Genomic DNA, 15,439 nt, shown 5'->3' with positions numbered 1-15,439 from the left:
GAGTTCGTAATCGACATATAAAAAAGGAGGCACTTCTCCATGCCTCGGGGACAGCACAACAATATTATAACATGAGAACTGTTGTTTGGGAAGTATTTGTCGCCCTGACGGGCAACGACCCTTTTATCCCACGGCTTCCAGTCCCGTGGGTTTTCAGGGGTGATTTTCTATAAAAACAAATTAGTGCAGGATTTTTTCCGCCATCTCCCAGCCCAAATCCAGCGCCTTGCGGTTCAGTTCCCCGGTACCCCGGGGGATTCGGGCAAGTAAAGCCTCCGTCAGCGCCTGGCGGGATACGACTCCGGTGATCCGGGCCATAACCCCCAGCGCCACCACGTTGGCCACCATTTCCTTCCCCACTTCCTCCCGGGCCGCCAGGCTGATGGGCAATTTATAGACCACCCCGTCCACTTCGGGTATGGTATGCACGTAGGTGGAATCGGCAATCAGCACACCGCCGCGCTCCAGGTCGCCGGCAAACTTGTCGCAGGCCTCCTGGCTCATCACCAGCAGCACGCCGGGCCGGGAGACTTTGGGATAATCAATTTCCTCGTCACCGATAATCACCTCGGCGCGGCTGGCCCCGCCGCGGGCTTCCGGGCCATAGGATTGGGACTGAACGGAATTCTTGCCGTCCCGGATGGCCGCTTCGGCAAGAATAATCCCGGCCAGGATCAATCCCTGCCCTCCCTTGCCGCCGAGCCGCAATTCACTCTGTTCGCCCACGGGATTCACCTCCCTTTAAGGGGGTTAACGTGCCCGGCCCGCTCTCCTCCCTGGCCCGGGCAATGATTTGATCATACACAAAGGTATATTCCGGCGTTTCTTTTTTATGTAAAAGGCCAATCACGATCTTCCCTTCCAGTTCCCCGGGGGACATCTGTTTAGTCTTTTGTACATGCACCGCGTTGTCCCGCTGCCACAGCAGCATTTCCGCACCGCCCTTCATCTTGTTACGCCGCCCGAAATTGGTGGGACAGGCTGTAATCGCCTCCACCAGGCTGAACCCTTTGTTCTCGATTCCTCCGGCGATCAGGCTGGTGAGCAGGTTGGTATGGTAAGTGGTGCTCCGGCCGACAAACGTGGCACCAGCCGCCCGGGCCAGTTCCGCCACGTCAAAAACCGGCTCAATGGTGCCGTGCGGCGCCGTGGTGGCTTTTTTATTAGCCGGGGTAAGGGGTGAATATTGTCCCCCGGTCATGCCATAAATATTGTTGTTGAATAAAACCACGGTCAGGTCGATGTTTCGCCGGGCGGCGTGAATAAAATGGTTGCCGCCGATGGCCGTGGCGTCGCCGTCGCCGGTCACCACGATCACATTCAACTCGGGCCGGGCCAGCTTGATGCCGGTGGCAAAAGCCAGAGCTCGCCCGTGGGTGGTGTGCAGGGTATTAAAATCCAGGTAGCCCACGGCCCTGGAAGAACAACCGATCCCCCCGACAATAATTGTTTTGTCCTGTTCGAGCCCCAGTTTTTTGATGGCCCGCAGCAGGCACCCCAGGACTATTCCATTGCCGCAGCCCGGGCACCACATGTGGGGAAACCTGTCCCGCCTCAGGTACTTCTCCAGTTCCTGCATCATCTAGACCACCTCCCGCAGGAGCGCCAGTATTTCGCCGGGCGTGATGAGCTCGCCGTTAACCCGGTTGACGCCTCTCACCCGGTCCCGGTCCCCTACCACCCGTTCCACTTCCAGCCTGTACTGCCCCAGGTTCATTTCCGGCACAATGATAGTATGCACTTTTTCCGCCACCGCCGCTACCCTTCGGGCGGGAAAAGGCCATAAGGTCAACGGGCGGTATAAGCCGGCTTTAATCCCGCTGTTTCGTGCCTCCCTGACCGCCCTTCCGGCCGAGCGGGCCGTAGCGCCGTAAGCCAGCACGACCACCCCGGCGTCCTCCAGGTGCATGGAATCATCCATAATTATATCATCCAGGTTGCGGTTGATTTTTTCGTGCAGGCGCAACAGCAATTGTTCCGCCACCTCGGGGTTGTTGGTTGGCAACCCCAGCTCATCGTGAGCCAGCCCGGTAACATGGTAGCGGTAACCATCGCCGAAATTGGCCATTGGCGGCACCCCTGTTTCGTCCGGGCGGTACGGGAGATAACCGGCGGGCGCCACGCCGGGTCCCTTGCGGTTGACAATTTCCAACTCCCCCGGAGCAGGCAGGATCACCTTTTCCCTGAGATGCCCGATTACTTCGTCCAGCAGCAAAACAACGGGCACCCGGTATTTTTCCGCCAGGTTGACCGCCCGCACGGTCAAATCATAAGCTTCCCGCACCGACGAAGGGCTAAGTACAATCACCGGGTGGTCGCCGTGGGTGCCCCAGCGAGCCTGCATGACATCGCCCTGGGCGGGCGCCGTGGGCATCCCCGTACTGGGGCCGCTGCGCTGCACATTGACGATGACGCAGGGCACCTCCGCCATGGCCGCAAAGCCGATATTTTCCTGCATCAGGGAGAAGCCCGGCCCGCTGGTGGCGGTAATCGATTTGACTCCCGCCAGCGAAGCACCGATCACCGCCGCCAGGCTGGCGATCTCATCTTCCATCTGGATAAATTTGCCACCCATCCGGGGCAGCCGTTCCGCCATGATCTCGGCAATTTCCGTAGACGGGGTGATGGGATAGCCCGCAAAGAAACGAACCCCGGCCACAAGAGCCCCTTCGGCCACGGCCTCGTTTCCCTGCATCAACCGGGCCATCTCGACTACTTGAGTCATAACGGCACACCTTCTTCCGCACGTTCCAGTATATTATACCCGCGCGCCGTCCACGCGACCCGGCGCGCGGCCGGTGTGCGAAAAGTTTCCGGCGTACACGGCGATCCTTTCTTTTTCCGCGTGCCGCTCAACCGAAATGGCAAAATCGGGGCAATGGGACTCACATTTGCCGCATCCCGTGCAGGAAGCGGGGTAGGCCGCCACCGCCTTGCCGCGGTTATCCAGCAGCAGCACCTTGTTCGGGCAGAGGGCGGTGCAAATGCCGCAGCCTTTGCACCAGTGCCGGTTAATGCGAATGCTATAATCATCATAATTGAAAACAGGTCTGGCCATGCGCGATCACTCCAATTGCTAAATAAAAAGCTATTTGCCCTCACCGGTTCGCAACTACCGTGCCAGCAGGCCATAAAAATTTTTTTATCTCCCAACACCAGTACCGGCAATGCCCGGTTTTCAACCTTGAGCAAATTTTGTCCGGTATGATTAATCAATCTCCCGTCATCCACCATCTCAAAATGACACAAAAAGCCCGCACGGCCAGTAAAGCCGCGCGGGCTCTCATTTTGATACAAATATCATTCTGATATCTGAAAAGCAGGAATTAATTTAATCCGGGGGTACTATTTACTGAAAAAGTCTTTAAATAACTGGCGCAGGTCCCGCTTTAAGATCTTTCCGCTGGGGGTTTTGGGCAGCTGATCCATAAAGATCACTCCCTTGGGCACTTTGAACGCGGCCAGGTTTTCTTTGCATAGATTGATTATTTCCTCTTCCTTGATGGTTTGACCGGCCTTGGGCACGACAATGGCCGTCACCCCTTCCACCCACTTTTCGTGTGGCAAGCCTATCACCGCCACCTCGGACACCCTGGCGTCCCTGTAGATTACCTCCTCCACCTCACGGCTGGGCACGTTTTCTCCCCCTGTTTTAACCATATCCTTTTTCCGGTCCACCACCGTCACAAAGTTGTCCCCGTCCAGCACTCCGATATCCCCGCTGTGAAACCAGCCGTGAGCCAGGGTGGCCTCGGTTTTATCGGCTTCTTTAAAATACAACAGCATGGCATGGGGACCGCGACCGCAAATTTCTCCGGGCATCCCCGGGGATGTAACGGGCGCGTGGTTGTCATCCTCGATCCGGGTTTCCATGTTGATACCGCCCTGGCCCGCCGCCCCGGCCTTGGAAATTTGAAATTCGGGTTTTAAAATAGTGTGGTAAGGGCTCAGTTCCGTCTGCCCGTAATAGTTGTAAAACCTTTGACAATTGGGCATGCGCAGTTGCAGCTCCTTCAGCACCTCCACCGGCATAATGGAAGCGCCGTAGTACCCCTTGGTAATGGAACTGAGATCGTACCGTTCAAAATCCGGGTGCCGCAGCAAGCCGATCCAGACCGTGGGCGGGGCGAAAAACATGGTGACCTTGTATTTTTCAACGTATTCCATGATCTGCTTGGGGTCTGCCTGGAGCAGCAGCACATTGGTGGCCCCGAGCATCAGGCAGGGGTTGAGAAAGACATCCCGCTGGGCGCAGTGAAAAATGGGCAGCGCGTTCAGGTTGATGTCGCCCGGGGTGTATTCCCCGTCAATGATACAGCCCGTATATTCGGCCAGGAGGGACTGGTTGGTCAGGATAACCCCCTTGGGCAATGTCTCCGTGCCGCTGGTGTAAGTCATTTGCACCGGATCCTCGATATGCAGTTCGACGTCGGGTTCTTCAGCCGGGTATTCGCGATACCAGGCGTCAAAGTCTTTAAACCCGGCGGGGGCGGGTTCACCTTTGCCCTGGTTGGACCAGATAAATGTTTTTACCGGGGGCATGTCGTCCAACACGTCCCGGACCAGGTCGTAGAGGGCGTCTTCCACGATAAAAACTTTGCTTTCCGAGTGATTGATGCAATAACTGATGTCCTTCCCCCTGAGCAGGTAATTGATCGCCAGGTAGATGCCGCCCGCCTTGGCCGTGCCCAGCCAGGTTATCACGTGGTGGATCGTATTGTGGGCCAGCACGGCCACCCGGTCGTACTTTTGTATGCCCAGGTCCAGCAAGGCATTGGCGAACCGGTTGCATTCCGCTTCCAGCTGGGAATAAGTGAGAGTGATATCGTTAAAAATCAAGGCCGGTTTGTCCGGGTAGCGGTAAGCGCTCCGGCGTACCATGTCGGCGACGACCCAGCGGTTGACTTTGTTGTACCTGCTGCGGATAAAATCAATATTTTCTTTGTTGATGACATTAAATCTTTCCTTGTCCTTTTCGCTGAGCGGCGAAATATTCATTATAGTACCCCCTTTATGAAAATTAGAAATGGGCAAAATTTTAGGAAAATTGGGGTTGAAAGTGAAAGCCCTCCAGCCCGAGGCTTCCACTTTTTTATTCACATTACCCGATACTTATATCTGGCGTTCCGCTGGTTTGTTCCGCTCTCTTCGCAATTATCCTTTTAATGGATCAAGTTACTGCCTGTCACTGTGATGATTTTTCATTCTTCTGACGAGCTGCTGGCGACATGGACTCCTAACCCAGTAAATTTTTGGCGATCACAACCCGTTGAATCTGGTTGGTGCCCTCGTAAATCTGGGTAATCTTGGCGTCACGCATCATGCGCTCCAGCGGGTATTCTTTCATGTAGCCGTAGCCGCCCAGCACCTGCACGGCGTCCACCGTCACCTGCATGGCCACGTCCGAGGCGAACAGTTTGGCCATTGAAGAAAACCGGCTGACTTCACTGGCGGGTACATTATTCTTTTTGGCGTTTTCAATCAGGAAAGCGGCCTTGTATACCAGTTGCCTGGCGGCTTCAACCTTTGTCGCCATGTCGGCCAGCATGAACTGGATGCCCTGGAAGGAAGCAATCGGCTTACCGAATTGAACCCGTTGCTTGGCGTAATTGACGGCATAGTCCAGGGCGCCCTGGGCGATGCCCACGGCCTGGGCCCCGATAACGGGGCGGGTGCAGTCCAGGGTCATCATGGCGATTTTAAATCCCCGGCCTTCCTTGCCCAGCAGGTTTTCCGCCGGAACGGGGCAGTTGTCAAAAATAATTTCCGTGGTTTCCGAACCCCGGATGCCCATTTTATGCTCCTTTTTGCCCACGCTCAGGCCGGGGTAGTTTTTCTCCACGATGAAAGCGCTCAGGCCCTTGAGCCCGGCCTTGGGATCGGTGGTGGCAAACACGGTAAATACGTCCGCGATGCTGCCGTTGGTAATAAAACATTTTTGTCCCGAAAGCAAGTACTTGTCGCCTTCCCGGACCGCCCTGGTCTTAACGCTTCCGGCATCCGAACCGGCGTTGGGCTCTGTGAGGGCGAAAGCCGCAATCTGGTCGCCATCGGCGATGCCCGGCAGGTATTTTTGTTTTTGTTCCTCGGAGCCACTCAGTAAAATGGGCATCATTCCCAGCTCCTGGGCGGCAACGATCAGGGACGCGGAAGCGGAGACCTTGGCAATCTCTTCGACGATCAAGCACACCGAGGGAAGCCCGGCGCCCGTTCCGCCGTACTCCTCGGGTATCCCGGCGCCCAGCAATCCCTGCTCGGCAATCATTTCTTTCAGGTCCCAGGGGTACTCATCCTTTTCATCAATTTCAGCGGCCCGCGGCGCCACTTTTTCTTCCGCCAATCTTTGAACTGTTTGACGCAACATTTCCTGTTCTTCAGTTAACTGGTAAGACAATTTAAAACCCCCTATCTTTTATACTTTTTAGTAATGCATGTTTTTGAATTTCACCGGTTTCCGACCCGGGCAGTTGTTCTACAAATTCGTATTGTGCGGGAATTTTATAATCGGCCAATTTATCGCTGCCCCTTAAAAAAGCGTCAACTTCCTTTGCGGTGAGAGCTAAATGCATCAGTGTGCATCACCAAATTTTTTTACCCCTTGGATTCAATTGCTCGATCGCTTGCATAACAAGAGGTTGGAGTTGTGGAAATATTTAGTTTTATTTAAAAATAAATATCGTGAAAATTTACTAACGCAAAATCTATACCAGAAAACAAAATTTCCATAAACTTGGAATTTACGTGTTTTTAAATAGCAATCCCAACCAGAAAGGCGCTAAAATCAGTTTTCCACATCCCTTCGGGGCATACCCGTTCCGGGTACAGGCGGGTCGCGCGCTTTTCGGTGTTTGATTCCTTAGCCCTGGCCATAAATTAGACCAGGCTACTTTCATGAAGCATAAAAACATGTGCTTGCATCACAGGCGCATCAAGGCGCATCGCATCACTTTCAAATATTTTTGACCCCAAATCAGCGATTGCCGGGCTTAATGTTATATTTCTTCATTTTTCTTACTACAGTTGATTGATGAACACCCAATGCTTCGGCAACTTTCCTGGTGCTGCGCAATCTGTTGTATAATTCTTCAATAAGTTCTTTTTCCGAACCAAATCCCTTTTCCGTAAATCCGGGATGCAAATTCCGGCCCGGCTGCAAAAAAATGGTGGGCAGGTCTTTGGTGGTAATATTATCGTGAGCGTTTATCACCACCAGCCGTTCGATTAAATTGGCAAGCTCACGCACATTTCCGGGCCATTTATAGTTAACCAGGTATTCCATTGCATCGGCGGCAATGCTTTTGTTCAATTTATATTTCTCGTTATACTTTCTCAGGAAATGGATGATCAATGCGGGTATGTCGCTGCGCCTTTCACGCAACGGAGGTATGGTAATGGGAACCACGTTTAAGCGATAGTATAGATCGGCACGGAACAGGCTTTTTTTTACAAGGCTATCCAGGTTCTTGTTGGTGGCCGCTATCAAACGCAAATCCACACTGACGGGCCTGATGCCGCCCAGCCTCGTAACCTCGCCGTCCTGAAGCACATTGAGCAGTTTGACTTGCAAAGAAAGGGGCAGTTCGGCAATTTCGTCCAGGAACAGGGTGCCTCTGTGCGCCAGCTCCAACAAACCCGGCTTTCCCTCTCGCCTGGCCCCGGTAAAAGCTCCGGGTTCGTACCCAAATAATTCCGATTCCAACAAATTCTCCGGTATCGCCCCGCAGTTAATCCTGATAAATGGCGCCCGGGCGCGCCTGCTGGCTTTATGAATCAACCTTGCCACCACATCTTTCCCCACCCCGGATTCCCCCTGGATGAGAATGGTGGAATCAACTCTGGCCACCCTGATCGCCAAATCCAGAATATTGCGCATAGCCTGGCTGTTACATACGATTGTGTGACCCAGATATTTTGTACGCAGTGTTTCCAGTTCCTGGTGATATATTTCCGATAATTCCTTGCTTGTTTCTACTTCGCGCCGCAAGCTGATTAATTCGGAAATATCCCGGCAATTAATTACCACTCTGTTTATTTTACGGCTGTTTTTATAGCGAACCGGGTTTGCCGTAAGGAGAATTTCCCTGCCATCCGGAAAACGGTGGACCAGGGTCACGGAACCGCTTTTGTTGATAGCCTCCTTGCTGATGCTGTTTATTATTGCATCAATATCCAATTGCATTTTGTTGTAGGCTGCGTTGCTTTGCATCAAATTGCCATTTTCATCTACAACAACAATGCCATCGTAGGACGAGTTGATGACAGCATTTAATTCTTCATAAAGTTCCGTGGTTTCAGTAAGTTCCCGGGATATTGAAGCCAGCTCGGATATATCCTGGATTACCACCACCGCCCCCATAACACCGTCACCGGTAATGATTGGAGTCCGGTTTGCCACCACCAGGTTTCCGTTAAGAAGCATTTTCTTACCGAATTGTGGTTTACCGCTTGCTATAATTTCCATCACACCGGGATCGAACTTTAAATCAATAACACTTTTACCCAGTATATCGGCTGATTTATATCCAATCAGGCGCTCAGCGGCCTTGTTAAAGATAACGATGATTCCGTTTCTGTCTATGGCATAAATACCGTTATGGGTGGAATCCAAAATGGCATTTAAGCTGTTGATAATTTCCAGCATTTTATGCTCAAATGCCTTGACCAGATTTGTCCTGGTCATCATGGCCACAAGGTTACCGCTATCATCGGTGACGGGCAGCCGGCCCACCCCTTCCGTCTGCGCAATTTGCCATGCTTTCTCGGCCGAGCTTTCCACGCTAATTGTCCGAATATCCTTTTTCATCAAGAGGCTGACCGGGGTATCGGAAGTATAATCGTTAACGTAAGCGCGGTATAAATGAGTCTTGGTAAAAATGCCCTTAATCTTTCCCTGCTCATCAATCACCGGTGCCCCGTCTATGGAATGTTGGATAAAAATTTCAACTGCTTGCTTGAGGGTGTGGTGCTCCTTCAGCGTTATTGGGTTGTGAGTCATAAACTGGGAGATTTTCATTTCATCACATCCCGCACAAGAAAAATGTAAGGTTTTGTTTATAATTAGTTATTTTTTTGTTAAATACCTTTATTTCACTCGTGTTTTAAGATAAATTAATTACCATAATTTATTGCGATTAATTAGTCAGCTGAAGGGGTGATGCAATAATGGGCATGGCAATTTTTAAGCAAAGCAATGGAATGTATGCCGTTAATATTGTGGCATCATGCGGGGTTTTGACCCCGGACCAGCTCGCCGGCCTGGGCAAGGCGGCCCGGGATTGCGGGGTGTTCCGCCTCAAGCTTACCACGCGACAAACCATCGTGGCGGTACTGGACAAGGAGCAAATCCCCCGCCTGGTGGAACGCCTGCCGGAACTGGGCCTGGCGGTTTCCCCGTATGGCGGCGCGGTGCGGGCCGTTAAAGCCTGCGCGGGCAACGCGGCCCTTTGCCCCCGGGCACTCGGCGACGCCCTGGACCTGGGCATTGCCATTCAGGAACAATACCTGGGCCGGGAAGTTCCCAAGGACGTCAAAATAGCCGTGGCCGGCTGTCCCCGCGGTTGCACCGACCCGCTCTGCGCGGACTTCGGCATTGTTGCCCGGGGCGCCGGCACTTTCGACGTATTCCTGGGCGGTCGCGGCGGTAGCGCCAAGCCCGTCCATGGACAATTACTGGCAAACCGGGTGGCAAGGGAAGACATCTTCCCTTTGTTGAATCACGTATTGGAGCGCTATACCGCCCTGGCCCAGCCCAAGGAACGGTTGTCGGCCGTCGTTGCCAGGCTGGGGCTGGATCCGTTCCTGCCGCCGCCGGGCCTAATTACTGCAGATGACGCGCAAGAAACCGTAGATGAAGAATTTTTGGCCTTTCTGGGCGGGAAAGGAAGTGATCAAAGTGGGTAGCACGATTCGGACCTCCGACCAGGTGGACCTGGGCGCCATGATTACTCCGCTGCAAAAAATATGCGCGGAATGCGACCGCTACCAAACCGGGGAGTGCAAGCCGCCGGCATGTCTGGTGGGGTTTGCCCTGCGGTCGTTGCAATTTGCCAAGAAAAAAGGCATCATGGACATTCCCGGTGCGGCAAGCCACATTCCACACACCGACCTGAAACACTACTTCGTGGAAAACATCGTGCCGGCCCTGGCCGAAACCTGCCGCCAGTGCCGGGAATGCCGGGACAACCACTCCCCTGACTGCGTCATCGCGCTGGCACGAACCTGCTTGGAAAACGCCGTGCTGGAAAAGAATATCCCCTACCCCGGCAGCGTGTTCATGTACCTGGCCATGGTTAAAAAACAAAACCCCGCCGTTGCGGAGTTGCTGGCCAAAGAACTGCAAAACAAGTAACGCCGAATTTGACATTATTACCGGAAACACTCTACCAGTTTGTGATAAAATAATTATATTCATGCACAAACTTACGGAGGGGAATTTGAATCATGTACGCGGACAGCGTTAAAAACATCAAAGGTGTGCACTTGAACGCCCCGGGAATAGCCAATGTTTTCAAGCAATCTTTATCTGCATCGTACCCGAGGAAGGAGACGTTTAAGCCCTTAAATCGAAGGATGCCGGAGTGTTGACCGGAGTAAAACCCTCGTCTGCTTAAAGAAGAGGGTTTCTTTTTATTAAGCCCATCCCAATATTCAATATTGATAATTTGCTGATCGCAATGATAAAACATTTTAGGTTTATTTAGGGCCTAGTCTCAATTAACCCATACCTCACAGATGAATAAAACTTTCTTTTATATTTAGTTCAAACGTCATTGTTTTCATCTTTATTTGCTTGTTTACTTTTTTTGGTACGCGATAGTGAAGTAAGCCAACATCCAAAAAATTGAGGCTAAAATGATAATCTTGCTTTTATTCCGGCGGGTACCGGAAATGTCCGGTGATTTCCCAGCGGGTAAGGCAATCTTCCTCCCGAGCCACGCCAGCGTTGTGGATAACCAGGGGTAGACCCCGCCTGTTTTTACGGTCGCTTACTATGCCACAGTGTTCTAAACCGTTGGGAAACTTCCAGTAGACCACGTCGCCCCAGTGCCATTCGGATAAGTTTTCTCCTTCCACGGAAATAGTGAGAGACTGACCGTGCCGCTCAAAAAATTTCATCTGGTTTGGCACCCGGCGGTGGTCGATATTGGAGTCCGGCCCTTTAAGACCCCAGTTTTGCGGGTATTGTTCAAAGTTTGCCTTCATGTCCTCATGAATCAGTTTTTGCAGGTCAATGCCGGCGCGGCGGAAAGCACGCACCACCACGTCGGTGCAGGCGCCCCGGTCCGGCGGCACGTCACCACCTGGATACTCGATTTTTTGGTAGGTGGCATCGTAGACTACCTCTTTAACCACTTCTTCCCGCGCGCCAATCACCACCCGGTCATATACGCTCCGCTTTGCCTCGGGGATTTTTTCCACCGGGGAGGGTCCGGGAAGCCTCGTTTCCGGCATATTGCCCGCCCGCCGCTGTCCACTACCGGTTGTACACCCGGCAATAATCACCATTAGCGCCAGCAGCAGGGCATAAATAATATACTTCCGGCTGTACATTTTGATCCTCCCCGCCTATATCGACCGTGTTATAATTAACCGCTCCGGCTCTTTTAGAACGGTTTATTGTTGCCTCCGGCGGTGACAACCTCCGGCGCAGCGACCACCTTCCCGCCGAAAGCAACCGGGCCACGTCCGGCTTTTCCAGGCCGGCCATTTCCGCCATTTCCGCGTAAGTTAGGCCAAGCACGTCGCGCAACACCACCATCAATCTTTCCATGACCGGCAAGTGCAGCAACGCTTCCTGTATTTTATCCGCATTATTGGCGTTACAGTAAATCGCACTGTTTTCTCCAGCCGGGAAATTTTCGCTTGAATTACCGGAGCAATTTTGAATAAACGTCGAACAGAGGCCCTTTAAGGCTGTAATTGAATCAAATTCCCTGCACCCGTTTAGTTTGGTCACAGCTCCCTTAACCAGTTCCGCTGTTTTGCGGTGATTACCGGTCAACCTGAAGCCGGTATTATAAAGCAAGTTAAATATCTGTTCGGGAGACCCGGCTTTAGTTAAAGCCCAGCCCGGGTGAGACACGGCTGTCCCCCCTTTAAGATTTATTGGTTAATTGGCAAATGGTATATCAGGGCGTGATATTGATTTCAAAACCGATCCCGGGCAGTTTTTCCCCCACGCTCCTTAGTTTCAATAACACTTTTTCATCTTCGGGCCGGGGGAAAGTAACTTTAACGTGTTCCTCGTCCGGCCATTCCAGGCGAATATGTTCCTGCCAGAACCCCTGATCCTGAATCCGGAAGTCGGGCCGGTAATACTGGTGCGGCTTTGCCTCATCGCCTTTAAACTTAAAGTAAAGAGCCAGCTGTTTGTCTTCCACGGCCGCCTTTTCCAGGGTAAATGACACGGGCCCCCTCTTAAAAACATGGTCTATGGACTGTTTGTCCTGGCGGGACCAGGTCAGTTCCATAGTCTGCTCCTGTTCCGGGAAACGGTACAGGTACAGCGGCGGGGAGGTTAGTTTCAACTGCCTGGCCGACGGGTCCACCGGCTCAAAGTGGAAAGATCCTTGAATGCCTCCCGTCAGCGTATCGGTTTGAGTGCGGGTTTCCTCCAGCTTGACCCTCTTGCCGTTGGTTTCATCCACCAGGTCGGCCCAGAAACCGGGCGGGAATGCTCCCGACCCCTTGATCATCGCAGCGGGCGGCATCCGGCTGACCCGGCCCTCCGCGCTGGTGGGGCCACCCGGCCCCATGGTGGTGTGCATGGGATGGTCAATGCCGATTCCGACTCCGGCAATCTCCGGGTCCCGGGGCCAGCGGATGCGGAAAAAGACGATGCTTTCCGATAGGCCCAGCACGGCCCGGTCCACGGCAAACTCCACCGGACCGGCATTTGCCTTAAGAGCCGGGTAAATTTCCCGGGTTTCCTGGGCCACCGTGGTGGGATCCACCGGAATTTCGAACCGGGCCTCCCCGGGCATTGCATCGGTGGTAAATGTCAGCGTAATTTTTTCGGCATCCAGGTTCACCGGTTCCAGATCATAAACAAAATCCCTGCCGTGCAGTCCCCTCCCGCCGCGCGGGTCGTAATGCACGCCTTTATCGTCCAACATGCCGACATTTAAATTAACTTTATCCTGCAATCCTGGTTCAACCCGGTAAAAAACAGTGGTTCTGGCCGTATCCAGCAACACTCGGTCCACGGTAATGCGATAGGGTCCCAGTTCCCTGGACTGGTTAACCTCGGTGAAAAGGCCCATTTTCTCGGCCTGCCGGAAAGACGGGTCGCGCAGGGCCATGTTTCGTCCCGCGTGATATGACGCCCAGGCGATGGTGGAAGTAGCGATAACGATACCGGCCAGCAACACCACCGCCAGCCGGCGCAACCTGAAACCAAAACCATTTCCATCCAAATAACCCGTCTCGTTTTCCGGCAACCCGGGAAGCGCGGGCTCCCGGTATATTTCAAGAAGTTCACGGCACCGGGCGCACCCGGACAGGTGCCGTTCCACCAGTTCAAGGGAGGCATCGCTGGCCACGCCGTCCGCGTACAAGGGCAGAAGATCCTCTATGATTTCACATTCCCTGTTGGTCATTGCCATCACCTTCTGCTAGTTGATTAAACACCTGGCGATACTTTTGCCTGGCGCGAAAAAGGGTCACCCGGGCCGTGGCGGGAGATTTGCCCAGTACCGCCCCGATTTCGTCGAAGGTCATTTCCTCAATTTCCCGCAAAATGATCGCCGCCCGGTATTCCACCGGCAGTTTCTGCAGGGCCAGCCGGGCCAGGCGCCGGTTTTCCGCGTCCTCAACGCTCCGGGCCGGATCGCGGGCACTGCTCCCGTCCTCGATGTCCCGCTCCAGGGGCAAATTACGCTCCCGGGGGTGGCCGCGTAAATACCCGGTATACACGTAAAACGCAATGCGAAACAACCAGGTGGACAGGGCCGATTCGCCGCGGAAACCTTGCAGGGAGAGAAAGGCCCGGTAAAAGGTCTCCTGGGTCAGTTCCTCCGCCAGGTGATAATCCCCGCCCATGCGGTACAAATAACGAAAAACTGCAACCCGGTAGCGATGGTATAGTTTTTCTATGATCGACATGGCCATATCGAAAACCGCTCCTGGTATTCAGTGTCCAATCAGGGGAAAATGTTACACCGGGGAATAAAAACCGGCTAAAAAATTTTAGCGGCAATGTTTATTTTGCCGCGCTGAACAAGAACAGCATATATATTGATTTACGGATAACTAAATAACACATCAGACCTGCTAACTTAAACAATTTAAGAAAATTATCTTGCACGTAAGCTATATTCTCTCCGGCGGTGTAAACGGCGGTCCCGGAAGCGCCATTTGCCCTGCCGGTCAGGTACACTCCGGTAATGATCAACACGCCGCCCAGGAGCTTGCCGGGCATAATTTTTTCGCCGAGAAAAATCCAGGCCCAGCAGCATTGTCCACAGGGGAACCATATTGATAAAGATCGAAGCGCGCCCCGCGCCCGGGGCGAAACGCCAAAAAGCAACAGAAAAGGGCGAAACCTCTCCCACGGTAATTACCCTTTATGTTGATTAACTCCACCTTGTTCCACCACTTAACCCGGCCTCTGCAATTTCGGCGAGGACGGCGGACGCGGCCGCTGCGCGGTCCGGGGCACCGGTTACGGGACGTCCCACCACGATGTGACTGGCGCCCGCCCGCACGGCCTCACCGGGCGTCATCACCCGGCGCTGGTCGCCCAATTGGGCGCCGGCCGGCCTGATACCGGGGGTAATGATTTTAAAGTCCGGCCCGCAAACATTCCGCACCAGCCCGATTTCCCTGGGGGAACACACCACCCCGTCCAGGCCGGACTCCCGGGCCAGCAAAGCCCAGGCCTTCACCCGGTCTTCCACCTCGCCGGGAAAGCCCAATTCCCGGTTAAATGCTTCCCGGTCGATGCTGGTAAGCACCGTCACCGCCACCACCAGCGGCATGGGAAGACCCAGCCGGCCGGCCTCCTCGCAGGCTGACTCCCGGGCGGCCCGCATCATGGCGCTGCCACCCGCGGCATGCACGTTGATAATGGATGCGCCGGAGCGCACCAGTACCCGCGCCGCCCGCCCCACGGTGTTCGGTATATCATGCAGCTTCAGATCAAGAAAAACCTTTGCCCCGGCGTCAATAATTTCCCGCACAATTCCGGAACCGGCCCCGTAAAAAAGCTCCATCCCCACTTTGAAAAATCCCACCTGCCCTGCCAGTTCCCTGACCAGGGCCAGGGCCCCGTCCCGGGTATCCACGTCCAGGGCCACGATCAGCTTGTCCCTCGGCATTTTCTATCCCTCAATCATATCCATTCCTATTGCAAATTTCTTACAAAAAATAACAACACCCGTACCACTTTAAAAAGGGCACAGGTGTATTATACCATGCGAGCATATGTTTAGGAATATCA

15 protein-coding genes are annotated in these 15,439 nt (G+C 53.6%); 2 read left to right on the top strand and 13 right to left on the bottom strand.

Features of this window, described 5'->3' with window-relative positions; translation table 11 throughout:
- Positions 1 to 180: 180 nt before the first annotated feature.
- The 7 genes from IT084_RS04765 to IT084_RS04735 form a co-directional block, all read right to left on the bottom strand.
- Positions 181 to 726, bottom strand: coding sequence for a 2-oxoacid:acceptor oxidoreductase family protein (locus IT084_RS04765; protein ID WP_195711635.1), 546 nt, complete (start codon positions 724 to 726; stop codon positions 181 to 183).
- On the bottom strand, positions 710 to 1,582 hold the full coding sequence (locus tag IT084_RS04760) for a 2-oxoacid:ferredoxin oxidoreductase subunit beta (protein WP_195711633.1): 873 nt from the start codon (positions 1,580 to 1,582) through the stop codon (positions 710 to 712). The genes IT084_RS04765 and IT084_RS04760 overlap by 17 nt, the downstream gene beginning before the upstream one ends.
- The gene (locus IT084_RS04755) at positions 1,583 to 2,725 is read right to left on the bottom strand and encodes a 2-oxoacid:acceptor oxidoreductase subunit alpha (RefSeq protein ID WP_195711631.1); all 1,143 of its coding nucleotides are present in this window, start codon (positions 2,723 to 2,725) and stop codon (positions 1,583 to 1,585) included.
- A 33-nt stretch (positions 2,726 to 2,758) separates the two neighbouring features.
- Positions 2,759 to 3,058 carry a ferredoxin family protein gene (locus tag IT084_RS04750; protein WP_195711628.1) on the bottom strand — a complete coding sequence of 100 codons (300 nt, stop codon included), beginning with the start codon at positions 3,056 to 3,058 and terminating at the stop codon, positions 2,759 to 2,761.
- A gap of 287 nt (positions 3,059 to 3,345) precedes the next feature.
- Entirely contained in the window at positions 3,346 to 4,998 is a 1,653-nt protein-coding gene (locus tag IT084_RS04745; protein ID WP_195711624.1) for an acyl-CoA synthetase, read from the bottom strand.
- A 238-nt stretch (positions 4,999 to 5,236) separates the two neighbouring features.
- Positions 5,237 to 6,394, bottom strand: coding sequence for an acyl-CoA dehydrogenase (locus IT084_RS04740; protein WP_195711622.1), 1,158 nt, complete (start codon positions 6,392 to 6,394; stop codon positions 5,237 to 5,239).
- A 576-nt stretch (positions 6,395 to 6,970) separates the two neighbouring features.
- Complete coding sequence (locus IT084_RS04735; RefSeq protein WP_195711619.1) at positions 6,971 to 9,013, bottom strand: sigma-54-dependent Fis family transcriptional regulator; 2,043 nt, start codon at positions 9,011 to 9,013, stop codon at positions 6,971 to 6,973.
- A 149-nt stretch (positions 9,014 to 9,162) separates the two neighbouring features.
- On the opposite strand from IT084_RS04735, the gene IT084_RS04730 reads away from it, so the two are divergent.
- Both IT084_RS04730 and IT084_RS04725 read left to right on the top strand, forming a co-directional pair.
- On the top strand, positions 9,163 to 9,900 hold the full coding sequence (locus IT084_RS04730; protein WP_195711617.1) for a nitrite reductase: 738 nt from the start codon (positions 9,163 to 9,165) through the stop codon (positions 9,898 to 9,900).
- Positions 9,884 to 10,348, top strand: coding sequence for a hypothetical protein (locus tag IT084_RS04725; RefSeq protein ID WP_313885418.1), 465 nt, complete (start codon positions 9,884 to 9,886; stop codon positions 10,346 to 10,348). Before IT084_RS04730 ends, IT084_RS04725 begins: the two co-directional genes overlap by 17 nt.
- A 518-nt stretch (positions 10,349 to 10,866) precedes the next feature.
- On the opposite strand, the gene IT084_RS04720 is transcribed toward IT084_RS04725, so the two are convergent.
- The 6 genes from IT084_RS04720 to pyrF all read right to left on the bottom strand — a co-directional run bounded on the left by IT084_RS04720 (position 10,867) and on the right by pyrF (position 15,317).
- Entirely contained in the window at positions 10,867 to 11,550 is a 684-nt protein-coding gene (locus IT084_RS04720; protein ID WP_207744410.1) for a DUF1287 domain-containing protein, read from the bottom strand.
- Positions 11,474 to 12,082, bottom strand: coding sequence for an RNA polymerase sigma factor (locus tag IT084_RS18520; RefSeq protein ID WP_195711615.1), 609 nt, complete (start codon positions 12,080 to 12,082; stop codon positions 11,474 to 11,476). The genes IT084_RS04720 and IT084_RS18520 overlap by 77 nt, the downstream gene beginning before the upstream one ends.
- A 46-nt stretch (positions 12,083 to 12,128) precedes the next feature.
- On the bottom strand, positions 12,129 to 13,598 hold the full coding sequence (locus IT084_RS04710) for a zf-HC2 domain-containing protein (protein WP_195711613.1): 1,470 nt from the start codon (positions 13,596 to 13,598) through the stop codon (positions 12,129 to 12,131).
- Positions 13,579 to 14,109, bottom strand: a complete 531-nt coding sequence (locus IT084_RS04705) for an RNA polymerase sigma factor (RefSeq protein ID WP_195711611.1) — start codon at positions 14,107 to 14,109, stop codon at positions 13,579 to 13,581. The genes IT084_RS04710 and IT084_RS04705 overlap by 20 nt, the downstream gene beginning before the upstream one ends.
- 91 nt (positions 14,110 to 14,200) lie before the next feature.
- Positions 14,201 to 14,419: a hypothetical protein gene (locus IT084_RS04700; protein ID WP_195711609.1), complete on the bottom strand. Its 219-nt coding sequence runs from the start codon at positions 14,417 to 14,419 to the stop codon at positions 14,201 to 14,203.
- Between the two features lie 154 nt (positions 14,420 to 14,573).
- Complete coding sequence (pyrF, locus tag IT084_RS04695) at positions 14,574 to 15,317, bottom strand: orotidine-5'-phosphate decarboxylase (protein ID WP_195711607.1); 744 nt, start codon at positions 15,315 to 15,317, stop codon at positions 14,574 to 14,576.
- Positions 15,318 to 15,439 lie beyond the last annotated feature (122 nt).

Source organism: Desulfallas sp. Bu1-1 (assembly GCF_015594625.1).
Classification (GTDB): Bacteria; Bacillota; Desulfotomaculia; order Desulfotomaculales; family Desulfallaceae; genus JADNRQ01.
The sequence above is the reverse complement of the archived record's forward strand: the minus strand, read 5'-3'. Positions and strand labels throughout refer to the sequence as shown.

Coding starts and splice junctions, on each gene's coding strand:
- IT084_RS04730 (WP_195711617.1), top strand. CDS start 9,163: ATGGGCATGGCAATTTTTAAGCAAAGCAATGGAATGTATGCCGTTAAT.
- IT084_RS04700 (WP_195711609.1), bottom strand. CDS start 14,419: ATGCCCGGCAAGCTCCTGGGCGGCGTGTTGATCATTACCGGAGTGTAC.
- IT084_RS04720 (WP_207744410.1), bottom strand. CDS start 11,550: ATGTACAGCCGGAAGTATATTATTTATGCCCTGCTGCTGGCGCTAATG.
- IT084_RS04705 (WP_195711611.1), bottom strand. CDS start 14,109: ATGGCCATGTCGATCATAGAAAAACTATACCATCGCTACCGGGTTGCA.
- IT084_RS04750 (WP_195711628.1), bottom strand. CDS start 3,058: ATGGCCAGACCTGTTTTCAATTATGATGATTATAGCATTCGCATTAAC.
- pyrF (WP_195711607.1), bottom strand. CDS start 15,317: ATGCCGAGGGACAAGCTGATCGTGGCCCTGGACGTGGATACCCGGGAC.
- IT084_RS04745 (WP_195711624.1), bottom strand. CDS start 4,998: ATGAATATTTCGCCGCTCAGCGAAAAGGACAAGGAAAGATTTAATGTC.
- IT084_RS04760 (WP_195711633.1), bottom strand. CDS start 1,582: ATGATGCAGGAACTGGAGAAGTACCTGAGGCGGGACAGGTTTCCCCAC.
- IT084_RS04735 (WP_195711619.1), bottom strand. CDS start 9,013: ATGAAAATCTCCCAGTTTATGACTCACAACCCAATAACGCTGAAGGAG.
- IT084_RS04710 (WP_195711613.1), bottom strand. CDS start 13,598: ATGACCAACAGGGAATGTGAAATCATAGAGGATCTTCTGCCCTTGTAC.
- IT084_RS04755 (WP_195711631.1), bottom strand. CDS start 2,725: ATGACTCAAGTAGTCGAGATGGCCCGGTTGATGCAGGGAAACGAGGCC.